This is a genomic window from Bradyrhizobium sp. SZCCHNS1050 (genome assembly GCF_032484785.1).
Taxonomy (GTDB): Bacteria; Pseudomonadota; Alphaproteobacteria; order Rhizobiales; family Xanthobacteraceae; genus Bradyrhizobium.
Genome location: NZ_JAUETR010000001.1, coordinates 3732063 through 3755395 on the forward strand (window position 1 = coordinate 3732063; position 23333 = coordinate 3755395).

Sequence of the window (23333 nt, forward strand, 5' to 3'; positions counted from 1 at the left end):
CGTCCCTCGCAGCCGGCCCCTGGCAAGGGCTCTACGAGGGTTTGGACCTGTTGACGCCCGGTTCTGCCGGGCGCGAGCGGACGATATGGCCCTTTCGTAGTCCTTTTTTTGCGCTCGCTCAACCGTCGCGAATCATGTTCGCGCGGCGCTCCTGATTTGGTGAACCGCCGCGCAGGATCGAGCGGGCTTTACGCCAGCCGCTGTACGGCCGCCGCGACAGCCGCCTCGGCGGTGATGCCGAAATGCTTGTAGAGCTCCTTGGCCGGGCCGCTCTCGCCGAACGAATGCATGCCGATGAAGATGCCGTCCTGGCCGATCACCGCGTCCCAGCCCCAGCGCACCGCGGCCTCGATGGCGATCTTGACCGGAGCGTTGCCGATGATCTTGGCCCTGGCCTCGGCCGGCTGCTCGAGCAGCAGCTCCAGCGACGGTACCGAGACGACGCGGGCTGGGATGCCACGCTCGGCGAGCTGCTTCTGCGCGGCCACGGCGATCTCGACCTCGGAGCCGGTCGCGAACAGCGACACCTTGGCCTCGCCCTGCGCGGCGACGAGCTCGTAGCCGCCCCGGCTGCACGGATTGTCCGCCGGCGCGGAGGTGCGCAGCTGCGGCAGGTTCTGCCGCGTCAGCGCCAGCACGGTCGGGCCGTTGGTGCGGTTCAGCGCCAGCTCCCAGCATTCGGCGGTCTCGACCGCGTCGCACGGCCGGAACACGCGCATGTTCGGGATCGCGCGCAGCGCCGCCAGATGCTCGACCGGCTGGTGCGTCGGGCCGTCCTCGCCGAGGCCGATCGAATCATGCGTCAGCACATAGACGACGCCCGCGCCCATCAGCGCCGACAGCCTGATAGCACCGCGCGCGTAGTCCGAGAACACTAGGAAGGTGGCGCCGTTCGGCGCGAAGCCGCCATGCAGGAAGATGCCGTTCATGCAGGCGGCCATGCCGTGCTCACGGATGCCGTAGTGGATGAAGCGGCCCTTCGGCGTCTTGGCCGAGAACGAGACGGCCGACTTCGCCTTGTTGTTGTTGGAGCCGGTGAGGTCGGCGGAGCCGGCCACGAACTCGAACGGCATGGCGGCTGCGATCACCTCGATCGCGGCCTCCGACGATTTGCGGGTGGCGACGTTGAGCGGGGTCTCCAGCAGCGCCTTCTTGTGGTCCTTCAGCGCCTTCGCCAGCGCGGCGGGCCGCTCGTGGCGCAGCCGCCGTTCGAACTCGGCGCGCTTGCGCGGGCCCATCTCGCCGAGCCGGGTCTCCCACTCCGCCCGTGCGGTTGCGCCGCGGCGGCCGGCCTCGCGCCAGGCGGCGAGCACGTCGTCGGGCACGGAGAACGGCTCCTGCGAAATGCCGAGCTTCTCCTTGGCGCCCTTCAATTCCTCCGCGCCGAGCGCCTCGCCATGCACCTTGGAGGTGCCGGCCTTGGTCGGCGCGCCGTAGCCGATGGTGGTCTTGCAGGCGATCAGCGACGGCTTCGACGACTTCTGCGCCCGCGCGATCGCGGCCGCAATCGCCTCGGGATCATGGCCGTCGATCAGCTCGGCGGCCCAGCCGCACGCCTTGAAGCGCTTCACCTGGTCCACCGAGTCGGCGATCGACAGCGGGCCGTCGATCGAGATCCCGTTGTCGTCCCACAGCACGATCAGCTTGTTGAGCTTCCAGTGCCCGGCCATCGCGATCGCTTCCTGGGAGATGCCCTCCATCAGGTCGCCGTCCGAGGCCAGCACATAGGTGTGGTGGTCGACGATCTTCTTGCCGTATTCCGCCTGCAGCATCTTCTCGGCCAGCGCCATGCCGACCGCGGTGGAGATGCCCTGGCCGAGCGGGCCGGTGGTGGTCTCGATGCCCTTGGTGCGGAAATTCTCCGGATGGCCGGGGGTGAGCGAACCGACCTGGCGGAAGCGCTTGATCTGGTCGAGCGTCATCTCCTCGTTGCCGGTCAGATACAGCAGCGCATAGAGCAGCATCGAGCCGTGGCCGGCCGACAGCACGAAGCGGTCGCGGTCCGGCCAGGCGGGCGCTGCGGCATCGTATTTCAGCACGCGGGTGAACAGCACTGTGGCGACGTCCGCCGCGCCCATCGGCAGGCCGGGATGGCCCGATTTGGCCTTCTCGACGGCGTCCATTGCGAGCCCGCGGATGGCGTTGGCCATGCGGGAATGATCGACCTGCGTCATGCTGGAATCCGTCCAAACGTGAAATGCTGATGACAGGAGCGCCGCCGGTATTGCTGGCGGGCCGGGATTTTGCGGGCTGATTAGCACCTCGGTTCCGGGAATCAAAGGTTCTGCAACGCCGGGAACCTCCCAAAAGTTGCTTAGTAGTGCATAGTTTCGGCCGAGCGTTGCGCTTGGCTCGCCCACCACGTAAGATTTTGCCCGTAACCGCTTGCCGGACAGCGCTTTTGTCGCATCCCGCTTGCTCCGAGGGCCTCGCATCCGTGCCATGAACGATCACCCTGCCAATCTTACCGGCCAGGTGGAACCCGGCGCCGCCGATCTCGAGGCGGCGACGCGGCGACTGATGACGGCCCTCGACGCGCTGGAGAGCGCGGTCGAGCGGCGGCGCGAGGCGGATCGTGACGAGGACGAGCTGGCGACGCGCATCCAGGCGCTCGGCGCCGACCGCTCGCGTCTCGCCGACGAGCTCGACGGCTCCCTGATGAAGACGCGCCGGCTCGAGCGCACCAACCGCGAGATCGCCGAACGCCTGGACACCGCGATCGGCACGATCCGCGCGGTGCTCGCTGGTGGCGACGGGCAGGACGCCGCGCATGATGATGAGGACGAGGAATGAGCCACATCAACGTCACCATCAACGGCCGTCAATATCGCATGGCCTGCGAGGAGGGCCAGGAGCTGCGGCTGCTGAAGCTCGCGGAGAGTCTCGAGACGCGCATCACCAATCTGCGCGGCAAGTTCGGCGAGATCGGCGACGCCCGACTCACCGTGATGGCGGCGCTCACCGTGTGCGATGAGCTGATCGATGCCAATCAGCGCGTCCAGGTGCTGGAGCAGGAGCTCGAAGGCCTGCGCAACGTCCGCAACCAGGCCAGCGACCGCGCCCGTGCCACGCAGGTCGCGGTGGCGAAGGCGCTGAACGCCGCCGCCGAGCGCATCGAGCGCACCACACAGGTGCTGAACCGCACCATCGGCGGTGGTGTGGCGATCGGGTGAGACGATTCAAGCCCTCGCGACAACGTATCATCGTGTTGTGGGTCTCTCCATCAGCGATTGTCTGACCTGCCGCCTCATCCAAGGTGTCGTCCCGGCCTTGAGCCCATTGGGGCGGCTGGTGCCGCCACGCGTTCGCATTCACAGCTGCGCCTCGATTGCGGCCTTGTCGATGACCGACCACACCTCCACGATCTTGCGCTCGCGGAATTCGTAGAACACGTTCTCGGTGAAGGCGACGCGCTGGCCGTCGATGGCGAGCCCGAGAAATTCGCCGGATGGCGTGCAGTCGAAGTACAGCCGGCTCGCGACGCGGGGCGGGTCTGATAGCAGCAGGCCGATGTTGAAACGGAGATCGGGAATGTCGGCGAAGTTTCCGATCAGCATGTCGCGATAGCCGGAGAGTCCGAGCTGCCGGCCGTTGTGAACGACGTGCTCGTGCACGAAATCGCCGAGCTGCGGCCAAGCCTGCGCATTCAGGCACACGATATAGCCGCGATAGTGATTGGCGAGCTCGGGTCCGGTCATGGCGCGGCTGTTTGGACGAACGCGTTGCATCGAACAACACGGGGCCGGCATGGCGGTTCCCAGCCCGTAGCCTCAATGAAGGTCAGCGATATCCGAGACCATCTCGGTGCCCGCGCTTTCCCGGGCGTCGCTTCGCTCATGCGGGCTACATGGCCCTCGCGTCAAAGACCCTCCAACAGCGTCGCGATCGTCTCCAGCGGGTAGGCCGCCGCCAGGCTACCGACGCCCAGGCCGATGACGCCGAGGACAATGGCGCCGATCCAGCCATGATAGTGAAAGCCGACGGCTGCGCCGACGAAGGCTCCGGTCGCAAGCGTACAAATGGCCCAGAGCGTGTGAAGGATGAGTCCGATCGTCCTCAGCATGCGTGATCTCGCGTGTCAGCGGTCTCGCCCGTCTCCCTCCGATTGGTCGCGCGGATACGCCGTTGTGCGGCAGCGAGGCCGATCACGTCATCGCGATGCGATCGTGTTGCGACCGCTTGTCGTTCCTCCCTGTGTCCTCTACTCATTGTCCAGGCGGAGCCATTGAATCCCGTGGCGACAAACGGGATCGTCCGCGCATCAGGGAGTGCCCATGAAGACGCTGCTCAAGGCGGCCGTAGCCACAGCCTTCACCATGATCATCACGCAGCTCGCGGCCGCGCCGCTGCCCGAAGCCAAGCCCGACGAGGTCGGCTTCTCGCCGGCGGGTCTCGCGCGCATGGATGATTTCTTCGCCCGCGAGATCGCCGCCAAGCGCGTGCCCGGCGCGGTCGTGGCGATCGCGCGCGACGGCAAGCTCGTGCATTACAAGGCCTACGGCCAGCTCGATCCGGTCAAGGGCACGCCGATGCCGCTCGACGCGATCTTCGCCCTGGCCTCGATGACCAAGCCGTTGACTGCGGTCGGCGGGCTGATGCTGATGGAGCAGGGGCGGCTGCCGCTGCAGGCCAGGCTCGCCGACTACTATCCGGCATTCGCCGACATGAAGGTCGGCGTCACCCAGGAAAACGGAGCGCTGCTGCTGGTGCCGCAGGCCCGCCCCATCCTGATCCATGATCTCTACCGCCACACCTCGGGCCTGATGTATGGCGGCCGGCCGGACAGCTCGAGCGCGGTGGCGCGGCTCTATCCCGACGGCACCGCGCCTGCGATCGAAGGCGACACCCAGGCGTTCATCGAGCGCATCACCAAGCTGCCGCTGGCGCATCAGCCCGGCACGCAGTTCGAATACGGCTTCTCCATCGACGTGCTCGGCGCCGTGATCGAGAAGGTCAGCGAGCAGCGGCTCGGCGAATATCTGTCGGCCAATCTCTGGAAGCCGCTCGGCATGGCCGATGCGACGTTCGCGCCGACCGACGCACAGCGCCCGCGGCTGGCGCATCCGTTTCCGAACAATCCGCTGACCGGCAAGCCGCAGGCGATCAAGCTGCTGGACACGCCGACCAAGTCGGACTGCGGCGGCGTCTGCTCGTTCGCCACCATCGGCGACTACGTCCGCTTCGGCCAGATGCTGCTCAATGGCGGCGAGCTCGACGGCGCGCGCATCCTGAGTCCGAAGACGGTGCACCACATGACCTCCAACCATCTCGGGCCCGAGATCAAGAACACCGTCGCCAATGTGGAGCCGCATCGCGCCGGCTTCAGCTTCGGGCTCGGCGTCGCCGTGCGCGTCAGCGAGGGCCTGTCGGCGGTGCCCGGCAATCCCGGTGAGTTCAGCTGGAACGGCGCCTATGGCACGCAGTTCTTCTGCGATCCCAGGGAGCGTCTCGTCGTCGTGGTCGGCACGGCGGCGCCCGGGGACTTGCGCAAATATTATCGCGAGCAGGTGCAGGACATCGTCTATGGCGCGATGGTGAAATAGCGCATGCTCACGGTTCATCACCTCGGCAAGTCGCAGTCCGAACGTATCGTCTGGCTCTGCGAGGAGCTGGAAATTCCGTACGAACTGAAATGCTACACGCGCGACGCCCGGACGATGCTGGCGCCGCCCGAGTACAAGGCGCTGCATCCGATCGGCGCGGCGCCCGTGATCACCGATGGCGATCTCGTGCTCGCCGAATCCGGCGCGATCGTCGACTACGTCACCGCGACCTACGGCCAAGACCGCTTGCGGCCTGGGCCTGATGATCCCAGCTTCGCGCCGTTCCTCTACTGGCTTCATTTCGCCAACGGTACGTTGCAGGCGGCGATGGGCCGACTGATGATCCTCAACCGGCTGCATCTGCCCGACGACAATCCGGTTCTCGGCGCCATCAGGGCGAGGCTCGACCGTGCCTTCGCGCTGGTCGAGGCGCGTTGCGGCGAGGCGGATTATCTCGCGGGAAACGCGCTCACCACCGCCGACATCATGACCGTCTTCTCGCTCACCACCATGCGCTACTTCCTGCCCTACGATCTCGGACCCTTCCCCAACATCCGCGCCTATCTCGCCCGCATCGCTGCGCGCCCGGCCTATCAGCGCGCGATGGCCAAGGGGGATCCGGGGATGGCGTTGTTGTTGAGCTGATCGTCGCGGGTCGGAAGATCGCTTTGGCGGCTTGCTCGGTTTACCTCGCCCCGCTTGCGGGGAGAGCTCGGATTGCATCGTGAGATGCAATCCGGGTGAGGGGGGACAGGTCTCACCACGTGCACTCCCCGTGCGTCGGCCCCTTATCCCAACCCTCTCCCCGTGAGAACGGGGAGAGGGAGCAGACTGTCCGAGCCGCCATGTCTCGTCCCACTATTTTTCAGCTTCTCGCAACACGCCAGCGTTAGGGCGAGAATGCAAATGAACTTATGGTCGACAGCCCACCACCTCGCCCGCTGTCATCAGCCCATCGCCTGCTCACTTCTGCCGCTTGCGGCTCCAGTCCAGGAAGGAGCGATACAGCTCCTCCTTCTCCGCCTTCGAGGTCGGCGCCTTGGCCTGCGATTCGAGAAAGGCATCGAAGCGCTCCTGCTGCGAGAGACTGCCGGCCGCGGCGGGCGGCAGGCCGACATTGGCCTCCTTCTTCATCCGCTCCAGCACGGCGTCGACATACGGATAGCGCTGCCAGCCCGGCACCTGGGCCTCGAGATTGAGATCCTTCCAGCCCGGATGGAACGGCGGCTGCTGCAGCCGCGCGAGGTTGGTGAACAGCGTGTCGACGAAGCGGTTGACGCGGTCGGCGCGGTCGCTGCCCGGCTTCCAGTTGTAGACGGCCAGCACCGACGGCACGGCGATGGTTTCCACGGCGGTGTCGGGTGCGACCAGCCCTGGATAGGTGTCGGCCTTGATGCTGGTCGGATAATAGAAGTCCGAGAATTGCTGCGTGTACGGCACCGGCACGAAGTGGAATCCAGGATCCGCCTTCTTGCCGCTGAACAGTTCGCCGGGCTTGGAGGCGACATACACCATCGCGGCGATCTCGCCCTTGTGCAGCTTCTCCAGTGCGACGGGGCCACCGACCGCGACCGGCTCGATGTCGATGCCGAGGCGCCGGAAGATCAGTGGGCCGGTGTGGGCGGCGGCCACGCCCGCCGTGCCCACCGCGACCTTCTGGCCCTTCAGGTCCTGCAGCGACTTGAACTCCTCGCGCGCATAGATGTGCACGTCGGAGATGAAGAAGCGCAGCACGTAGCGGATGCGGTCGTTGATATTGGAAAGGCCGGCCTGCCTGGCATAGAAGTCGAATGCATCGGCATAGGTGATCGCGACGTCGACACCGCGCAGATAGAGCAGGTCGGCGATGTTCGAGGTGGTGCCGCGCGTCACCATCGGGATCAGGCGCATGTTGTCGCCGTCGTCCATGGTCCGCGCCATCTCGCTGGCGAAGCGCACGAAGCCGCCGTCGGGCAGGCCCGCGGCCAGGCCGACGGTCCATTGGTTCATGCGCGTCTTGATGGCGGCTTCGTCCGAGGCGCTCCGTGGCTCGGGGGCGCGGGTCTCGGAGACCCGAGGCTCGACGGCCCGCCGTTCCGACGCGCGCGCAGGCTTGATCGAGAGCGGAGCGGCGGACTGCCCTTGCGCAAGCACCGCGCCGACGGGGGTGAGCAAGGCAGCCGAAAGCGTTGCCAGCGCCAGCAGCGCCGGCCGGGCGAGTACTCTGTGCATGTGACTAGTCCCCGATCGCGTCTGCTCGCCATCCCCCGAGCAGACTGATGACACAGCTCAATCCAAGGTCGTATCTCAATGAGCCCTAAAGCTGGCAGTTTTGGGGCAGAAACTACCTAAGGTTTCAGATAGCTCCAGCCGCTCTCCTGCAGTTCCATCAGCCTCACCGCGCCCGATGGCACCAGGCTCGCTTCGGCGACGATCGCAATCGGATGTCCTTCGCGTTTCTCCATGCCGCGCTTGGTGATGTTGCAGGCGGAGAACTTGATCTTGGCGGGAAAGCTGAGCTCGGCGATCTGCTTGAGCCGGTCCTTCACCGGCGAGGTATCCTCGCGCAGCATGTTCAGCCCGGGTCCATAGGTGACGAGTTCGATCTCGACCTCCTCGCCCTTCTCCTTGAACGTCTCCATGATGTTGGTGGCGTTGTTCAGCGCCAGATTCATGATTGCCGGATCGTTCTGATCGACCTGGATCGAGACGCGATGAATCTTGACGTCGGCGGCGAGGCTCGCAGCAGCCGACGCGATCAGTAGCGCGCAGGCGGCCGTGACGGTTTTGAGATCGAAGCGCATGCCAGGACTCCAATGTACGATACAGGGCATTGGGATGTAGGCATGATCTGCCACAACCTCAGCTCCAAGTCGATGAGCCTGAATCGTGGCAAGACTATGCGCTGCCGACGCGGCGCTGCCGCGGGAGCGCCGTCATCACCACGGCGTCATTGCGAGCGCAGTGGCGAGGCGAAGCAATCCAGGCTGCATCTGCGGAGAGATCCTGAATTGCCTCGGCGCAAGGGCGCGCGAGGCCGGGACGACGGCGGAATGTTGAGCTGGCGGCACGGGAGCAGATGCACGTCGTAAACTGCACGACGGGCAAACCGCGCATGTCGATCATGCGCAGACTGCCCGTCGCGTTACGATGTCGCAGGCCGCATGGCTTGCCGTGTCGAGGCTGGGCAAGAACTCAGTGTTCACGGTAAGATTTGGAGGCATGACGAATCGGCCGTTCAAGAGCGGCGAGAGCCGCGATCAAGAGAGCCTGCTTCCGCCTCGGATTGAGGATTATGTCGGGCCGGACAATCCGGTTCGTGCGATTGACAGCTACGTCAACGCCCTCGATCTTGCCAAGCTTGGCTTCCGCCACGCCAAGCGGAGGGGATTGGGTGTCGGGCAGCCGCCGTACGATCCGGCGGACCTGCTGAAGCTTTATCTCTATGGTTATCTGAACCAGATCAGATCGTCGCGCCGGCTCGAGCGTGAAGCCGGCCGCAATCTGGAGCTGATCTGGCTGTTGAGGAACCTGAAGCCCGGCTATCGGACGATTGCGAACTTCCGCAAGGAGAACTGGGCTGCCTTGAAGGCGGCGAACCGTAGCTTCGTCCTGTTGCTGCAGGAGATCGGGCTGATCGGCGGGACCCTGGTCGCGGTCGATGGCGCGCTGTTCCACGGCAATGCCAGCAAGGACAGCATCTTCACGCGCGGGAAGCTCGCCAAACAGATCGCCAAGCTCGATGAGGAGATCGAGGCGTACGGCAAGTCTCTCGACACCAACGACGCGACGGAAGCCAAGCGGCCCGGCGACGGCAAGGATGACAACAAGGATGGAGGCGATGTCGGGGACAAGATCAAGGAGCTGATGGCCAAGCGTGAACGCGCACAGTCCGATCTGGAGAACCTGGACAAAGGCGACAAGGGACAGGTGTCGAAGACCGATCCCGATGCGCGGCTGCTGAGCAAGGGCGACCAGACGATCGCAGGCTACAATGTCCAGAGCGTCGTCGACGACAAGCATAAGCTGATCATCGCCAGCGAGGTCGTCAATCGCAGCGATACAGGACACCTTCATATGATGGCGAAGGCGGCCAAGGAGGGCCTCCAGGTCGAGGCGCTGCAGATACTGGCGGATGTCGGCTATTACAACAGCGGGGATCTCAAGGCTTGCGAGGATGACGGCATCACCGCCTATGTCCCGCTGCATCACGGCAATGGCAAGAAGCACGGTCGCTTCACGCGAGGTGACTTCACCTACAATTCCGCAACCGACACCTATCAGTGTCCCGCAGGCCAAGCGCTGCATCCAACGAAGAAGCTCTGGAAGAATACGAGCGGCAGGATGGAACGCCGCTACCTGGCCTCCGTAGCGACTTGCGGCATCTGCCTCCTCAAGGCGTCTTGTCTCTCTGCGAAGGCAAAAAGCCGCAGCGTCTCTCGATGGGAGCACGAAGAGGTGCTGGATCGTCACCGCCAGAGGATGGCGAGCGAACAGGCCGGCCGATTGATGCGCCGCCGCTCAGCCATCGTCGAGCACCCGTTCGGCACGCTCAAGTGCCGCGCCGGCTATCAGCACTTCCTTGTCCGCGGCTTCGACAAGGTTCGCGGGGAATGGAGCCTGATGGCGCTCTCCTACAACCTCACCCGCGTCCTCAACATTCTCGGTTTCGACGACTTCCTCGCCCGCATCGCCGAATGGGCTCTTGCAGCTCTACATGCCACTTCTGGCAAGGCAAGGGGCGCATGGGAGGCGATTTCGTTTGCCCTCATCCGGTTCTGGACCATGATGCAGTCATGGCTCGAAATTGCACCGCGCCGAGCCCTCTCAGCCCCCTAATTCGGATTCTTGCCCAGCCTCGTCGGGCAAATCAGGCGGATGCTTCCGCTCGTCCTGCTGCCGCATGAGGGGCGTGTCGCGACCGTCACGAGGCGTTGGCAGTGGGATGCGATGGGCGTGGATTGCCGCAGCGTGAGTTGATCGCGCGGACGAACGGCGATGCACGTACGGTCAAGTCGCGTGGTCCTGACACCCCGATGCTGGTGTCCCGCGCAACGCGCGCAAGCGCGTTGTCGCGCATGGTGGCCAACAAGCCCGGCGCACCAGGGAGATCGCGAAGCAGCCGTTCAAACCGTCGCGCAGGGAAGGCCGGGTGTTTCCGGCTGCACCTGTGGTACCTGCCGCCTGCATTTTTTACGCAGGCGGGCCACGGGCGTCAGCCGACGCCCGGCCTTCCCTGTGCCCTCTGTGTCGAGAGGGCGAGCCAAATGAACAACTCGGACGCCGAGCGCCACGAGGACGCGATGCCATGCCTATTCTGATCTGCTCTGCCGTGTTCGGCCCGGCTCCTACCACCCGACAACTGTCATCGCCCGCGAAAAGCGGGCGATCCGGTACGCCGCGGCCTGTCGGCTCAACCACTGCTGCCTCGGCGTACGGGGGCGCCCGGTCAAGCCGGGCGACGACGCCGAGGTTGGACAACGGCAGCGCGCGTCAATCCGCTTCCACCGCTGGCAAAATCACCCCGCCATGGTTACATTGCGTCAGCGAGGCTGCGACGCGCGTCCGGAACCAACATATCCCCGGGGCCTTATCGATCCTTTAGGGAACTGTCCCTGGCCAGGTCCGTGGACCTGGACATATGGTGCCCACCTACTTTCGTAGGGAACTCCGGGATCGAGCGTTTCAACGGCGATTGCGGCTTCGCGCTTGTCTCTCTCCCTCTGTTCTGTCCCCTTGATTGCCGACCTGCTGCGTTTCTGAGAACGTTGGAGTGCCCGCGTCCGCGAGCTCTTGACGGAGATCCCGCCGCATGCCGATGAAGGCCGTCCAGCACACCAAGCAGCAGCTGCGAGCTGCAGCCCTCGCCGCGCGCGACGCGCTGAGCGACGAGGCGCGCAGCGCCGCCGCGCAGGCCATCGCGGCGCGCGGGCTCCCCTTCGCGCTGGAGCCGGGCCAGGTGGTCTCGGGCTATGCGCCGATTCGCAACGAGCTCGATCCGGTGCCGCTGATGCGCGTGCTGGCGGCGAAGGGTGCGCGGCTGGCACTGCCGGTCATCCTGGCGCGCGGCCATTCGCTCTCCTTCCGGGCGTGGTCGCCGGGTGATCGGCTGACATTGGGCTCGCTCGGTATCCCCGAGCCGTCGCCTGTTGCGGCCGAACTGGTGCCGGACGTGATGCTGGTCCCGCTCGCCGCCTTCGACCGCACCGGCCATCGCATCGGTTACGGTGGCGGCTACTACGACTACACCTTCTCGCACTTGCGTAAATCGCATCACCTCATCGGCGTCGGCCTCGGCTTTGCCGTGCAGGAAACCGAGGCGATCCCGGCCTTGGCCCACGACGCGGCGCTGGATTATGTGCTAACCGAGCGCGAGACCTTGGATTTCCGGAGCAATTGAGTTGCGAATTCTCTTCGTCGGCGACGTCGTCGGCCGGGCCGGCCGCAGCGCCGTCTCGGACCACCTGCCAGGCCTGATCCGCGATTGGGCGCTCGATCTCGTCATCGTCAATGGTGAGAACGCGGCCGGCGGATTCGGCATCACCGAGGCGATCTATCAGGAGCTGGTCGACGCCGGCGCCGACGCGGTCACGCTCGGCAACCACTCCTGGGACCAGCGCGAGGCGCTGGTGTTCATCGAGCGCGCACCGCGCCTGGTGCGCCCTGCGAATTATCCGGCGGGCACGCCCGGCCGTGGCGCGGCGCTGGTCGACGCCAAGAACGGCGCCCGCGCGCTGGTGGTCAACGTGCTCGGGCGCGTGTTCATGACGCCGTTCGACGACCCGTTCGCGGCTGTCGGCCGCGAGCTCGGCGCCTGCCCGCTGCGCGAGGCGGCGGATGCGATCGTGGTCGACGTGCATTGCGAGGCCTCCAGCGAGAAGCAGGGCCTGGGCTATTTCTGCGACGGCCGCGCCAGCCTCGTCGTCGGCACCCATACGCATGTGCCAACGGCCGATCACCAGATCCTGCCCGGCGGCACCGCCTACATGACCGATGCCGGCATGACCGGCGATTACGACTCCATCATCGGCATGCAGAAGGACGAGCCGCTGCGCCGCTTCCAGTCGGGCATCCCGTCGGCGCGCTTCGAGCCGGCCTCCGGCGAGGCGACGTTGAGCGGCGTGGCGGTCGAGACCGACAACGGCACCGGGCTTGCGATCAAGATCGCGCCGGTGCGCATCGGCGGCCGGCTGTCGCCGGCGAAGCCTTCGTTCTGGGGAGGATGAGAGCCTGGATCAGGCCTTGAGCCGAAAACCCATCCGGAACGCGCCCCAATGCCGGCCCTTGATGAAGATCGGCGCCGAGAGGTCCTTCATCAGCACGAACTGCCCGCCGCCCATGTCGCGGCGGTAGGTCTGCAGCAGAAACGGCTTGTTGCTGGCGGCGGCGACCTTCTTCACCGCGCGGTCCTCGAACAGCCGGCGGTTGCGGCAGTTGGCGTTGTTCCAGACCGGATCGGGCCCCTGCGGCTTGCGGTAGTTCGGATTGTGCGTCGGCAGGTAGCCGCCGCGCGCCCAGGCGACGCAGAACACGATGCGCGGATCGCTGCCCTGGATCGGGTCCTGGATCGCCGGCAGGACGCGGTCGGTGAATTCGACGTAGCGCGTCATGTACTGCTTGGGATTGGTGCCGGGGATCTCGCGATAGCTCTCGTCCATCAGGTCGGCGAGCGTGATCTCGCCGCGGTCGATCGCCGTTTCGAAGGTCGCTGAGATCTGCCGGGCGGTGTCGACGACGGTCTTGATCAGCGGCGCGTCCGCGGTCTGTACGCCGCTCTCGGCGATCAGCCCGATCAGCGCCTCGGAATGATCGAGCAGCTTGGCGATCCGGCTGTCGGCCTGTTTGAGCTCGACCGAGGACTGGTCGACGCCCTTGGCGAGCTCGTTGAGCTCGCTGATCACGGCGTCGCAATGCGCGAGGTTGGAGGTCGCGGCCTTCGCCACGCCGTCGATCTCCTGGCCGACGCTGGTGAAGCCGTCCTGGACGCGGACGATGATGCCGCCGATCTGCTGGGCGCCTTCACCCGCGGTCTTGGCGCGGGAGGAGGCCTGGCCGCTCTCGCCGAGCAGGCTCTTCACCTGCGAGTCGAGCCCGCGCAGGGTATCGCCGATCTCCTGGGTGGCCTGCCGCGTCGCCTCGGCGAGCGACTTCACCTCGCTTGCGACGACAGCGAAGCCCCGGCCGGCGCTGCCGGCACGGGCCGCCTCGATGGTTGCGTTCAGCGCCAGCAGGTTGGTCTGCTTGGCGATCGCCTCGATCGCGACCGAGACCTTGGCGACCTGCGACAGCGCATCGCCGACCGAGCCGAGCCGCTGCTCGATGCGCTCGACGGACTCGACCAATTCGGCGATGTGCCGCACCGCGGTGTCGACCACGTTGCGCGACTGGGCGATGTCGCCGACCGCGGCGGTCGTGGCCGATTGCACCGCCTGCGAGGCGGTGGCGATGTCGTGATTGGCCGCGACCATGGTCTTGGCGGTGGCCTGGAGATGCCCGAACCGCTGCGACTGGTAGCTGACGCGGTTGGCGACCTCCTGGACGTTGCCGGCGACATCGGCGAGCTCGACGCCGAGACCGCCGATGCGGTCGGCGATCTCGTCCATCAGCCGTTCGGCGCCGGTGCGCGCGTCGTGACTTTCCAGAATGGCGCGTTGCGCGACCGACATGTCCAGACTCCCGGGCTTGAAAGGATCAGAAAATCACGGCTTGGCTCACAATTTGTAGGCGGTGCGGAAGCCGCCCCAGTGCCGGCCGCGAACCCGGATCGGCACGTCGATTTCGCGCATCATGATGGTGTTGCCGTTGCCCATGTCGCGCGCGTAGCTCTGGATCAGATAGGGCCGCTGGTTGCGGCCTGCCGCGAGCCCGGCCGGATCGTTGAAGATGCGGCGGTTGCGGCTGTTGGCGGTGTTGAAGGCCGTATCGCCCGGCCGCTGCGGATGCGAATAGATCCGGTTGTGCACCGGCAGATAGCCGTTGCGGTCGATCGCGACGCAGAACGCCATGCGCTGGTCCTTGGCGAGGAAGGCCTCCTGGAACGACGGCAGCACGCGCTCGGCCCAGTCGAGGATCCGGCTGCGGTGCTGCTGCGGATTGGTGCCGGGGATCTCGACATAGTTGGTATCGAACATGTCCTCGAGCGTGATCTCGCCGCGCGCAACGGCGCTCTCGAACATCCGGTTCAGCTCGGTGCCGGCTTCCATGGCGCGGGTGACGAACTCGTTGTTCTCCTCATGCAGCGCCCAGAGCTTGTCCTCGATCTTCTCGCGCAGCTCGGCGCTTGGCGCATCGAACCGCGCCTGGGCGCCGGCCTTGACCTGCTCGGTGACGCGCAGGCGGCACGGACCGACGTCCTCCAGCACGGCGTCGAGACGCTCGTTCACGGGCAGGCGGCTCGCATCCGGGCCGGTGATCAGAAGGCCGTCGTTGGAAATCTCATAGACCGGCGCACCGATCGTGCGTGCGCCCGACTTGATCTCGAGCTTGAGGTGACAGGGCAGACGCTCGCTGCCGCTGCGCACGGGCCGATCGCCCTGCCGCAGCAGCACGGCGCAGCGCGCCTTCAGCTTCTGGGCGTACATGGTCACGGCGCGGCCGGCGTTCGTGACGCGCTCGCCATAGCTCTCGGCCTGCTGGGTGGCGTTGCTGATGTCTGCGGCGCTGTCGACCACCGAGGATATGAACTGCGAGGCCTGGGCCGCATTGTTCGACATCTCGCCGGTGGTCTGGTTCTGCTCGGCGACGGCGCCGTTGACGTTGGTGAAGACGGGGCGGATCGCCTCGATCGCCTGGGAGATGCGGTGGACGGCCTCGGCCGAGCCGGCGGCGTCCTTCTGCAGTGCCTCGATCTTGCGGGTGATCTCCTCGGTCGCGTTCTGGGTCTGGACGGCAAGCGCCTTGACCTCGGTGGCCACCACCGCGAAGCCGCGGCCGGCCTCGCCGGCGCGGGCGGCCTCGATGGTCGAGTTGAGCGCGAGCAAGGTGGTCTGGCGCGCGATCTGGGAGATCAGGTTGACGACGTTGCCGATCGCCGCCGAGGATTCGCGCAGGCGGTCGACGTTGGCCCGGGCTTCCGAGGCGGCGGCGCTGGCCTGGTCGGCGAGCTGGCCGGCGTCCTGGACCTGGGCACGGATACCGTGGGCGGACTGGGTCACCTTCTCTGCGGCGTGGGCGAACGTCGCCGCCGTTCCTTGCGCGGTGCTGCTGCGTCCGCTCAGCGCATCGGCGCGCTGGCGAATGTCCGTCAGCGTCCCCGCCGTCGCCTCGGCGCCGCTGGCGACCGCATCGGCGGCGCGCTCCAGCTGGCGAATCATGCCGCCGAGTTCCAGCTCCAGCAGGTCGAGGATGGCCTTGGCCGAATCGGCATCCGACGACGCCAGCGGCTCCGGCGCGGCCACCGGCTTCGGTTCGGCCACCGGCTCGGGCGCAGAGGCTCGTCTTGCAAAGAAACCAAACGCCATGGGGTAGGCCCCGGTGCGGGTGAAAAGGTGCAGAGGGGCGGCATCGTTGCACTTGACTGTGAAGCCATGGTTAACATTTGGCTTATGGTGCGGGGCAGCCAACTGGCTCTCCGAGGAGGGGGCAGCCACCCTGAAACTACCTCAAATCTTTGATTTTGACGATTCCCGGCCTATAAGGCCGCGCTTCCCCACCTGATCCCCTACGATTGCAAGAGACCTCGCATGGCCGGCCATTCCCAATTCAAGAACATCATGCATCGCAAGGGCCGGCAGGATGCGATGAAGTCCAAGCTGTTCGGCAAGCTGGCGCGCGAAATTACCGTCGCCGCCAAGCTCGGCACGCCCGATCCGGCGATGAACCCGCGGCTGCGCGCCGCCGTGGTCGCCGCCCGGGCCGAGAACATGCCCAAGGACAACATCGAGCGGGCCATCAAGAAGGCGCTCGGCGGCGAGGGCGACAACTATGCCGAGATCCGCTACGAGGGCTACGGCCCGGGCGGCGTCGCCGTCATCGTCGAGGCGCTGACCGACAACCGCAACCGCGCCGCGTCCGACATCCGCTCCTTCTTCACCAAATCAGGCGGCAACCTCGGCGAGACCGGCTCGGTCTCGTTCATGTTCGACCGCGTCGGCATCATCGAATTCGACCGCAGCGTCGCCTCCGACGATGCCGTGCTGGACGCCGCGATCGAGGCCGGCGCCGACGATGTGATCTCGGGCGAGGGCGGCCACGAGGTCTATGCCTCGCCGGACAGTTTCCATGAAGTCGCCAAGAACCTCGAAGCCAAGTTCGGCGAGCCGCGCAAGGCGGCGCTGACCTGGAAGCCGCAGAACACGGTGGCCGTCGACGACGAGACCGGCGAGAAGCTGCTGAAGCTGATGGACCTCCTGAACGAACACGACGACGTCCAGAACGTCTACGCCAATTTCGAAATCTCGGACGCCCTGATGGCGAAGATGAGCGGTTGACGGACGCTCAACCACGTCGTTCGTGCGTTCCGTTTATGTTTCCATCGGTGCGGCGCGAGGCTATCTCTAATCCATGAAAGCCCAGCCGATTCGCGCAGCAATCCGCATCATCGGGATCGATCCCGGCCTCCGCCGCACCGGCTGGGGCGTGATCGAGAGCGAGGGCAACCGGCTGATCTATGTCGGTTGCGGCTCGGTCGAGCCGCCCGATGATCTGCCGCTGGCGAGCCGGCTGCTGGCGATCCATGAGGGGCTATCGGCGGTGCTCGGCCGGTTCGCGCCGATGGAAGCCGCGGTCGAGCAGACCTTCGTCAACAAGGACGGCGTCGCCACCCTGAAGCTCGGCCAGGCCCGCGGCATCGCCATGCTGGCGCCGGCGATGTTCGGAATTTCGGTCGCCGAATACGCCCCCAACCAGGTCAAGAAGACCGTGGTCGGCGCCGGTCATGCCGACAAGGGCCAGATCGCGGTGATGCTGAAGATCCTGCTGCCGAAGGCCGAGCCGCCGTCGGCCGACGCGGCGGACGCGCTCGCCATCGCCATCACCCACGCCCATCACCGCCAGGGCCAGGCGCTGCGCATGAAGGTGGCCGGGCTATGATCGGCAAGCTGAAGGGGCTGATCGATTCCTACGCGGAGGATTTCGTCATCCTCGACGTCGGCGGCGTCGGCTACCAGGTGCACTGCTCGGCGCGGACGCTGCAGGCCTTGCCGTCGCCCGGTGAAGCCGCCACATTGTCGATCGAGACCTATGTGCGCGAGGACCAGATCAAGCTGTTCGGTTTTCGCTCGGATGTCGAACGGGAATGGTTTCGCCTTTTGCAGACGGTGCAGGGCGTCGGCGCCAAGGTCGCCCTCGCGGTCCTAGGCACTCTGCCGCCGGCGGACCTCGCCAATGCGATCGCGCTGCGCGACAAGGCCGCGGTGGCGCGCACGCCGGGCGTCGGCCCCAAGGTCGCCGAGCGCATCGTCACCGAGCTGAAGGACAAGGCGCCGGCGTTCGCCGATGTCGATCCCGGTGTCGTCAGGCTGTCCGGCGCCATCGAAGAATCCCGCGCGCCGCAGCCGATCGCGGACGCGATCTCCGCGCTCATCAATCTCGGCTATGGCCAGCCGCAGGCGGCTGCCGCCATTGCCGCCGCGTCACGCGCGGCCGGCGACAAGGCCGAGACCGCGCAACTCATTCGCCTCGGCCTCAAGGAGCTGGCGAAATAGGCTATCGTCGCCCGGCCGGGCGAGCAGAAGGACATCCGTTTCCCCCATGGTGAGCAAGAAGGACAAGGAGCTGATCGAGGCGGCCGCATCAGCGGTCAAGAGCCGCTATCGCAACGATTGGCAGGAGGTCGGCGCCGCCATGCGCACGCGCGACGGCCGCATCATCACTGGCGTCAACATCGATGCCTATCTCGGCCGCAACGCTGTCTGCGCCGAGGCCATCGCGATCGGCCGCGCCATCACCGAGTTTGGCGACCACGGCATCGAGACCATCGTTGCCGTGCGCCATCCCAAGCCCGGCGAGCCCGGCGAGGTCGCCGTGGTCTCGCCCTGCGGCACCTGCCGCGAGCTGATCCACGACTATGATGCCAAGGCGCGCGTCATCGTGCCGTCGAACGGCAAGGGGCCTGCGGCGGTGACCATCGGCGAATTGCTGCCGAACAAATACAGGCGCGGCAACGAATGAAGCCGCCGGCGCGCATGGTCAGTCCGGAGCGGCGCTCCGACGATGTCGGCGACACTGCGCTGCGTCCGCAGCAGCTGTCGGAGTTCGTCGGCCAGCAGCAGGCGCGCGCCAACCTCTCGATCTTCATCGAGGCGGCGCGCAAGCGCGGCGAGGCGCTCGACCATGTGCTGTTCGTCGGTCCGCCCGGACTTGGCAAGACGACGCTGGCGCAGATCGTGGCGCGTGAGCTCGGCGTCGGCTTCCGCGCCACCTCGGGCCCGGTCATCGCCAAGGCCGGCGATCTCGCCGCGCTGCTGACCAATCTCGAAGAGCGCGACGTGCTGTTCATCGACGAGATCCATCGTCTCAGCCCGGCGGTCGAGGAGGTCCTTTATCCGGCGATGGAGGATTTCCAGCTCGATCTCATCATCGGCGAAGGCCCCGCGGCCCGCTCGGTCAAGATCGACCTGTCGAAGTTCACGCTGGTCGGCGCGACGACGCGCGCAGGCCTGCTGACCAATCCGTTGCGTGACCGGTTCGGCATTCCGATCCGACTGAACTTCTACACGGTGGAGGAGCTCGAAGGCATCGTCACGCGCGGTGCCCGCGTGCTCGGGGTCGGCATGACCGCCGACGGCGCCAACGAGATCGCGCGGCGCGCCCGTGGCACGCCACGGATCGCCGGCCGGCTGCTGCGCCGCGTGCGCGACTTCGCGTCGGCCGCCAACGCCAGTGCGATCGATCGCGCCATCGCCGATCACGCGCTGAGCGCGCTCGAAGTGGATGCCGCCGGGCTGGACGCGATGGACCGGCGCTATCTCTCGACCATCGCGCTGAACTACGGCGGCGGGCCGGTCGGCGTCGAGACCATGGCGGCAGCGTTGTCGGAGCCGCGCGATGCCATCGAGGACATCATCGAGCCGTATCTGATCCAATGCGGCTATCTGCAGCGTACGCCGCGCGGCCGGCTGCTGACGTCGCACGCGTTCAGGCATCTCGGCCTGGCCGAGCCCTCGAACCGCGATCCCGGCCAGTTCGGTCTGTTCGGCAGCGAGGACGATGATTAACGAAACTGCTGACAATCTGCACAGACGCACCCGAAATCGGTTGCAATGATCAGGGAGAAGGGAGCCGCTGCGAGGAGTTTATCGATGCTGTCACGCCGTCGCTTTCTGTCATTCTCAGGCGGTCTTGCCGCCACCGGTTTTTCGACCGCGACCTACGGCGTCGGCGTCGAGCCGCTCCGCCTGGGCGTCACCGACTATCACATCCATCCACGCAACTGGCCGGCTGGGCTAAGACTGAAGATCGCGGCCATCGCCGACATCCATGCCTGCGATCCCTGGATGTCGCTCGCTCATATCGACGGGATCGTCCAGCGAACCAACGCGCTGCAGCCGGATCTGATCGTTCTGCTCGGCGACTACGTCGCCGGTCATCGTCATCACATCGGACGCATCGACGCCGATGCCTGGGCGCCGGTGCTCGGCGGCCTGAAGGCGCCGTTGGGCGTGCACGCCATCCTGGGCAATCATGATTATTGGGATGATCGAACCGTGCAGCGCGACGGCCGCGGCGCGCCGTATGCCCAGAAGGCGCTCGAGGCCGCCGGTATTCCCGTCTACGAGAACGACGTCGTGCGTCTCACCAAGAATGGCCATGCCTTCTGGCTTGCCGGCCTCGGCGATCAGTTGGCCTACATGCCAGCGCGGCGCTTCCGGCCGATGCCGCGGATCGGCATCGATGATCTCGCAGCGACGCTGCGCAAGGTGACGGACAGCGCCCCGGTAATTCTGCTGGCGCACGAGCCCGACGTCGCGCTCCGGGTGCCGCCGCGCGTGGCGCTGCAGTTGTCGGGGCATACGCATGGCGGCCAGATCCGCGTGCTCGGCTGGTCGCCGGCCGTTCCCGCGCGTAATGGCGTCAATCTGGCCTACGGCCACATCCGCACCCAATGCGACGTGATCGTCTCCGGCGGCCTCGGCTGCAGCATCATGCCAGTCCGGATCGGCATGCCGCCGGAGATCGTGCTGGTCAACGTCGGCAGGGAACCCGTCGAGGTGACGTCCTAGCCGGCTCGCGCTGGCCTGCTCTTGCGTTGGCCGTTGAACTGGGCGAAACGATCGCCATTTCCGGCTATCGAGGGCTTCCCTTGACCCAACGACATCTCGACGGCGCGATCCGCGACGGCCGCCACCACATGCAGGTGCGGGTCTACTACGAGGACACGGATTTCTCCGGAATCGTCTATCACGCCAACTACCTCCGCTTCATGGAGCGCGGCCGCACCAATCATCTGCGGCTGATGGGCGCCGAGCAGCACGCGCTGTTCGCGGAGGCGGCAAGCGAGGCCCCGGGCTTCGCCTTCGTGGTGCGCTCGATGACGCTCGACTTCCTGCGGCCGGCCCGTATGGACGACGTGCTCGACGTCGTCACCTGGCCCGTGGCGGTGAAGGGCGCGTCGATCACGCTGGCGCAGGAGGTCAGGCGCGGCGAGGAGGTGCTCGTCAAGGCCGACGTCAGAGTTGCGTTCATCAGCGGCGGCAGGGCGCAGCCCATACCGAAAGCGCTGCGCGACCTGATGAAGGCGGACCTCGCCTAAAGACGTGGTAACGGCGGGCGGAGGGATGAGGATGCGCCCGCCGGCGATCGCGACCTCGCCGCGGTCCAGTCGGCCGCGCCATCTGCGCAGCGAATGCGACGGCAGCTGTATCGCCGCGGCGTAGGCACGGAAGCCATTCCGCTACGGTTCAGCGCAAGCCAGCTGGCGAGCACCGCCGCACTACGGTAGAGCGTAGACGGCGACCTGATCGCCGACCTGGTCCTTGAGGATCGTGTTGCCGCCCGCGATGAAGGCGACGTATTCGCGGCCCTTGTACTCATAGACGGCGGGATTGGCGACCGCGGGGGCCTGGACGATGTCGGACCAGAGCTCCTTGCCGTCGGCCAGCGCGTAGGCCCGCACCTTGGCGTCCATCGAGGCTCCGATGAAGATCACGCCTCCGGCCGTAACCGCCGGGCCGCCGATCGTCACCGATCCCATCGACTCCGGCATGTAGAAGCCCCACTTCTGGGAGGCGCCGATGGGACGGCGCCATTTGATGTCACCGGTGGTCATGTCGATGGCGGCGATCTCGCCGAATGGCGGCTTCCAGCAGGGCATGCCGAGCCAGTTCAGCGCGTTGTCGAGTGACATGCCGTATGGCGCACCCTCTTGAGGATAGAAGCCTTGCTCGTTGCCCGAGCCGGCTGCGCGCTGCTCATATTCTTTCCGGGGGTAGAGCTTGATGGATTGCACCACGTGCGAGAAGTTGACGATCGCGGTCTTGCCGCGCGGATCGAAGGCTACGCCGCCCCATTGCACGCCGCCGGCCGAGTCGGGATAGGCGAGCACGCCGCTGTCCTTGTGGGTCGGCGGTGAGTACATGCCGGCGTAATTGAGGCTCTTCCAGAGCCTCGAGCATTGGCCGAGCCCGAGGGCGTCGGCGACCCACCAGATGGGAGGCTTCTTCGACTGGTCGAGCAGCGGCGCCGGCCTGATCGGAAACGGCTGCGTCGGCGCGTAGATTTCGCCCTGGATCGAGCCGTCGCCACCAGGCACCTTGCGCTCCTCGATCGGCCAGACGTCCTTGCCAGTGCGTCGGTCGACGACGAAGAGGAACCCCATCTTGGTTGCCTGCATCAGCGCTGGGATCTGCTTCCCATCGACGGTGATGTCCATCAACGTCGGCGCGGAGTTGATGTCGTAGTCCCAGATGTCATGGTGCACCCACTGGCGAGACCAAACGACCTCGCCGGTTTCGAGGTTGAGGGCCGTTGTCGATGTGGCCAACGGGATCGGCTCGGTGCGGTTGCCGCCCCAGTAGTTCGGGGAGGGGCTGGAGACCGGGAGATAGACCAATCCAAGTCCCTCGTCGACCGACATGCCCGTCCACACATTGGCGGTGCCGGTGCGGGACGCGATCTTCGGCGGCAGCGTAGCGAAGGACCATTGTCGCTTGCCCGTTTGCGGATCGAGCGAGAATACGGTGCCGGGCGGTGCTTCAGCATAGGCCCAGTCCTTGCCGGCCCAGCCCAGGATCACGTGATTGCCCGCGACCGTCGGCGGCTGAAGCAACGAAAGCGGATATTTGTTGTTCACGTCGTTCCACTGATCGACGTTGAGGACGCCGCCGTTCGCGAAATCACGACAGAGCTTGCCAGTATCCGCGTCCATGGCAAAGAGCTGCGCGTCCATGGTGCCGAGATAGACGATCTTCTGGCACGGCTGGCCCGCGACGGGATTCGCTGCCTCCCAATAGGCGACCCCGCGGTTCTTCAGCGCCGGCTGGGTCAAGGCCTTGAGCGTCGATTTGGAGTCGAAGGTCCATTTGACCTTTCCGGTCGCGGGCTCCAGCGCAACAACGCGATAGAACGGCGTGCCGATGTAGAGCGTGTCATTGGCAAAGATCGGCGTGGCGGACCAGACGCTGGTCGGCAGCTTGCCCGACCCATCCGAAACGTCGCCGGTGTGATACTCCCACACCTTTACCAGCGATCGGACATTGTCGGCTGTGATCTGGGTCAGGGGAGAGTACTTCTGGGCATTGAGCTGACCGTGAAACGTATTCCAGACGGCATGGGTCGGGACGAGCGGGATCGGCTTCGGCGTGGGCAAGCTGCCGGACGGCAGCTGAGCGCCTGCGTCGGCAGCTCCCGATTGCTCGTTGCCCGGTGCTGACG

At 66.1% G+C, this 23333-nt stretch carries 22 protein-coding genes and 1 other RNA gene; 15 read left to right on the forward strand and 8 right to left on the reverse strand.

The features are described from left to right. Positions 1-188: 188 nt before the first annotated feature. Entirely contained in the window at positions 189-2174 is a 1986-nt protein-coding gene (gene tkt / locus QX094_RS16850; RefSeq protein WP_315713912.1) for a transketolase, read from the reverse strand. A gap of 268 nt (positions 2175-2442) precedes the next feature. On the opposite strand from tkt, the gene QX094_RS16855 reads away from it, so the two are divergent. Together QX094_RS16855 and QX094_RS16860 are read left to right on the forward strand one after the other, a co-directional pair. Then, complete coding sequence (locus QX094_RS16855; protein WP_315713913.1) at positions 2443-2793, forward strand: DUF4164 domain-containing protein; 351 nt, start codon at positions 2443-2445, stop codon at positions 2791-2793. Beyond that, complete coding sequence (locus QX094_RS16860; protein ID WP_284423241.1) at positions 2790-3173, forward strand: cell division protein ZapA; 384 nt, start codon at positions 2790-2792, stop codon at positions 3171-3173. The genes QX094_RS16855 and QX094_RS16860 overlap by 4 nt, the downstream gene beginning before the upstream one ends. Positions 3174-3311: 138 nt before the next feature. Here the strand turns inward: QX094_RS16860 and QX094_RS16865 are convergent, their stop codons facing one another. Together QX094_RS16865 and QX094_RS16870 are read right to left on the reverse strand one after the other, a co-directional pair. Continuing rightward, positions 3312-3698 (reverse strand): ester cyclase, encoded by a 387-nt coding sequence (locus QX094_RS16865; protein ID WP_315713914.1) that lies wholly within the window; start codon positions 3696-3698, stop codon positions 3312-3314. Positions 3699-3859: 161 nt separating this feature from the next. Beyond that, entirely contained in the window at positions 3860-4063 is a 204-nt protein-coding gene (locus QX094_RS16870) for a hypothetical protein (RefSeq protein WP_315713915.1), read from the reverse strand. A 211-nt stretch (positions 4064-4274) separates the two neighbouring features. Here QX094_RS16870 and QX094_RS16875 point away from each other — a divergent pair, with 211 nt between their 5' ends. Both QX094_RS16875 and QX094_RS16880 read left to right on the forward strand, forming a co-directional pair. Next, on the forward strand, positions 4275-5543 hold the full coding sequence (locus tag QX094_RS16875; protein ID WP_315713916.1) for a serine hydrolase domain-containing protein: 1269 nt from the start codon (positions 4275-4277) through the stop codon (positions 5541-5543). A gap of 3 nt (positions 5544-5546) precedes the next feature. After that, positions 5547-6188, forward strand: a complete 642-nt coding sequence (locus tag QX094_RS16880) for a glutathione S-transferase family protein (RefSeq protein ID WP_315713917.1) — start codon at positions 5547-5549, stop codon at positions 6186-6188. Positions 6189-6506: 318 nt separating this feature from the next. Here QX094_RS16880 and QX094_RS16885 read toward each other — a convergent pair whose 3' ends face one another. Together QX094_RS16885 and QX094_RS16890 are read right to left on the reverse strand one after the other, a co-directional pair. Continuing rightward, positions 6507-7754 carry a TAXI family TRAP transporter solute-binding subunit gene (locus QX094_RS16885; RefSeq protein WP_315713918.1) on the reverse strand — a complete coding sequence of 416 codons (1248 nt, stop codon included), beginning with the start codon at positions 7752-7754 and terminating at the stop codon, positions 6507-6509. 116 nt (positions 7755-7870) lie between these two features. Further along, a complete protein-coding gene (locus tag QX094_RS16890) occupies positions 7871-8326 on the reverse strand; it encodes a DsrE family protein (protein ID WP_315713919.1) in 456 nt (151 codons plus the stop codon). A gap of 346 nt (positions 8327-8672) precedes the next feature. Between QX094_RS16890 and QX094_RS16895 the strand changes: the two genes are divergently transcribed. The 4 genes from QX094_RS16895 (at position 8673) to QX094_RS16910 (ending at position 12748) form a co-directional block, all read left to right on the forward strand. Beyond that, positions 8673-10361: an IS1182 family transposase gene (locus QX094_RS16895; RefSeq protein ID WP_316188052.1), complete on the forward strand. Its 1689-nt coding sequence runs from the start codon at positions 8673-8675 to the stop codon at positions 10359-10361. Between the two features lie 707 nt (positions 10362-11068). Beyond that, a non-coding RNA gene (gene ssrS / locus QX094_RS16900) (6S RNA) lies at positions 11069-11230 on the forward strand. 110 nt (positions 11231-11340) lie between these two features. After that, positions 11341-11922 (forward strand): 5-formyltetrahydrofolate cyclo-ligase, encoded by a 582-nt coding sequence (locus QX094_RS16905; RefSeq protein ID WP_315714372.1) that lies wholly within the window; start codon positions 11341-11343, stop codon positions 11920-11922. A 1-nt stretch (position 11923) separates the two neighbouring features. Next, entirely contained in the window at positions 11924-12748 is an 825-nt protein-coding gene (locus tag QX094_RS16910; protein WP_315713920.1) for a TIGR00282 family metallophosphoesterase, read from the forward strand. A 9-nt stretch (positions 12749-12757) separates the two neighbouring features. Here QX094_RS16910 and QX094_RS16915 read toward each other — a convergent pair whose 3' ends face one another. Beyond that, on the reverse strand, positions 12758-14188 hold the full coding sequence (locus QX094_RS16915; protein ID WP_315713921.1) for a methyl-accepting chemotaxis protein: 1431 nt from the start codon (positions 14186-14188) through the stop codon (positions 12758-12760). 45 nt (positions 14189-14233) lie between these two features. Beyond that, the gene (locus QX094_RS16920; protein WP_315713922.1) at positions 14234-15982 is read right to left on the reverse strand and encodes a methyl-accepting chemotaxis protein; all 1749 of its coding nucleotides are present in this window, start codon (positions 15980-15982) and stop codon (positions 14234-14236) included. Positions 15983-16204: 222 nt separating this feature from the next. Between QX094_RS16920 and QX094_RS16925 the strand changes: the two genes are divergently transcribed. The 7 genes from QX094_RS16925 (at position 16205) to ybgC (ending at position 21213) form a co-directional block, all read left to right on the forward strand. Next, the gene (locus QX094_RS16925) at positions 16205-16951 is read left to right on the forward strand and encodes a YebC/PmpR family DNA-binding transcriptional regulator (RefSeq protein ID WP_315713923.1); all 747 of its coding nucleotides are present in this window, start codon (positions 16205-16207) and stop codon (positions 16949-16951) included. A gap of 73 nt (positions 16952-17024) precedes the next feature. Beyond that, positions 17025-17552 (forward strand): crossover junction endodeoxyribonuclease RuvC, encoded by a 528-nt coding sequence (gene ruvC / locus QX094_RS16930; protein ID WP_315713924.1) that lies wholly within the window; start codon positions 17025-17027, stop codon positions 17550-17552. Next, a complete protein-coding gene (gene ruvA / locus QX094_RS16935) occupies positions 17549-18166 on the forward strand; it encodes a Holliday junction branch migration protein RuvA (RefSeq protein ID WP_008961684.1) in 618 nt (205 codons plus the stop codon). Before ruvC ends, ruvA begins: the two co-directional genes overlap by 4 nt. A gap of 46 nt (positions 18167-18212) precedes the next feature. Further along, complete coding sequence (locus tag QX094_RS16940; RefSeq protein WP_315713925.1) at positions 18213-18632, forward strand: cytidine deaminase; 420 nt, start codon at positions 18213-18215, stop codon at positions 18630-18632. After that, entirely contained in the window at positions 18629-19678 is a 1050-nt protein-coding gene (gene ruvB / locus QX094_RS16945) for a Holliday junction branch migration DNA helicase RuvB (RefSeq protein WP_315713926.1), read from the forward strand. The genes QX094_RS16940 and ruvB overlap by 4 nt, the downstream gene beginning before the upstream one ends. An 84-nt stretch (positions 19679-19762) precedes the next feature. After that, entirely contained in the window at positions 19763-20683 is a 921-nt protein-coding gene (locus QX094_RS16950; protein ID WP_315713927.1) for a metallophosphoesterase, read from the forward strand. 80 nt (positions 20684-20763) lie between these two features. Continuing rightward, positions 20764-21213, forward strand: coding sequence for a tol-pal system-associated acyl-CoA thioesterase (ybgC, locus tag QX094_RS16955; protein WP_315713928.1), 450 nt, complete (start codon positions 20764-20766; stop codon positions 21211-21213). A 180-nt stretch (positions 21214-21393) separates the two neighbouring features. On the opposite strand, the gene QX094_RS16960 is transcribed toward ybgC, so the two are convergent. Next, positions 21394-23268: a pyrroloquinoline quinone-dependent dehydrogenase gene (locus QX094_RS16960; RefSeq protein ID WP_315713929.1), complete on the reverse strand. Its 1875-nt coding sequence runs from the start codon at positions 23266-23268 to the stop codon at positions 21394-21396. Positions 23269-23333 lie beyond the last annotated feature (65 nt).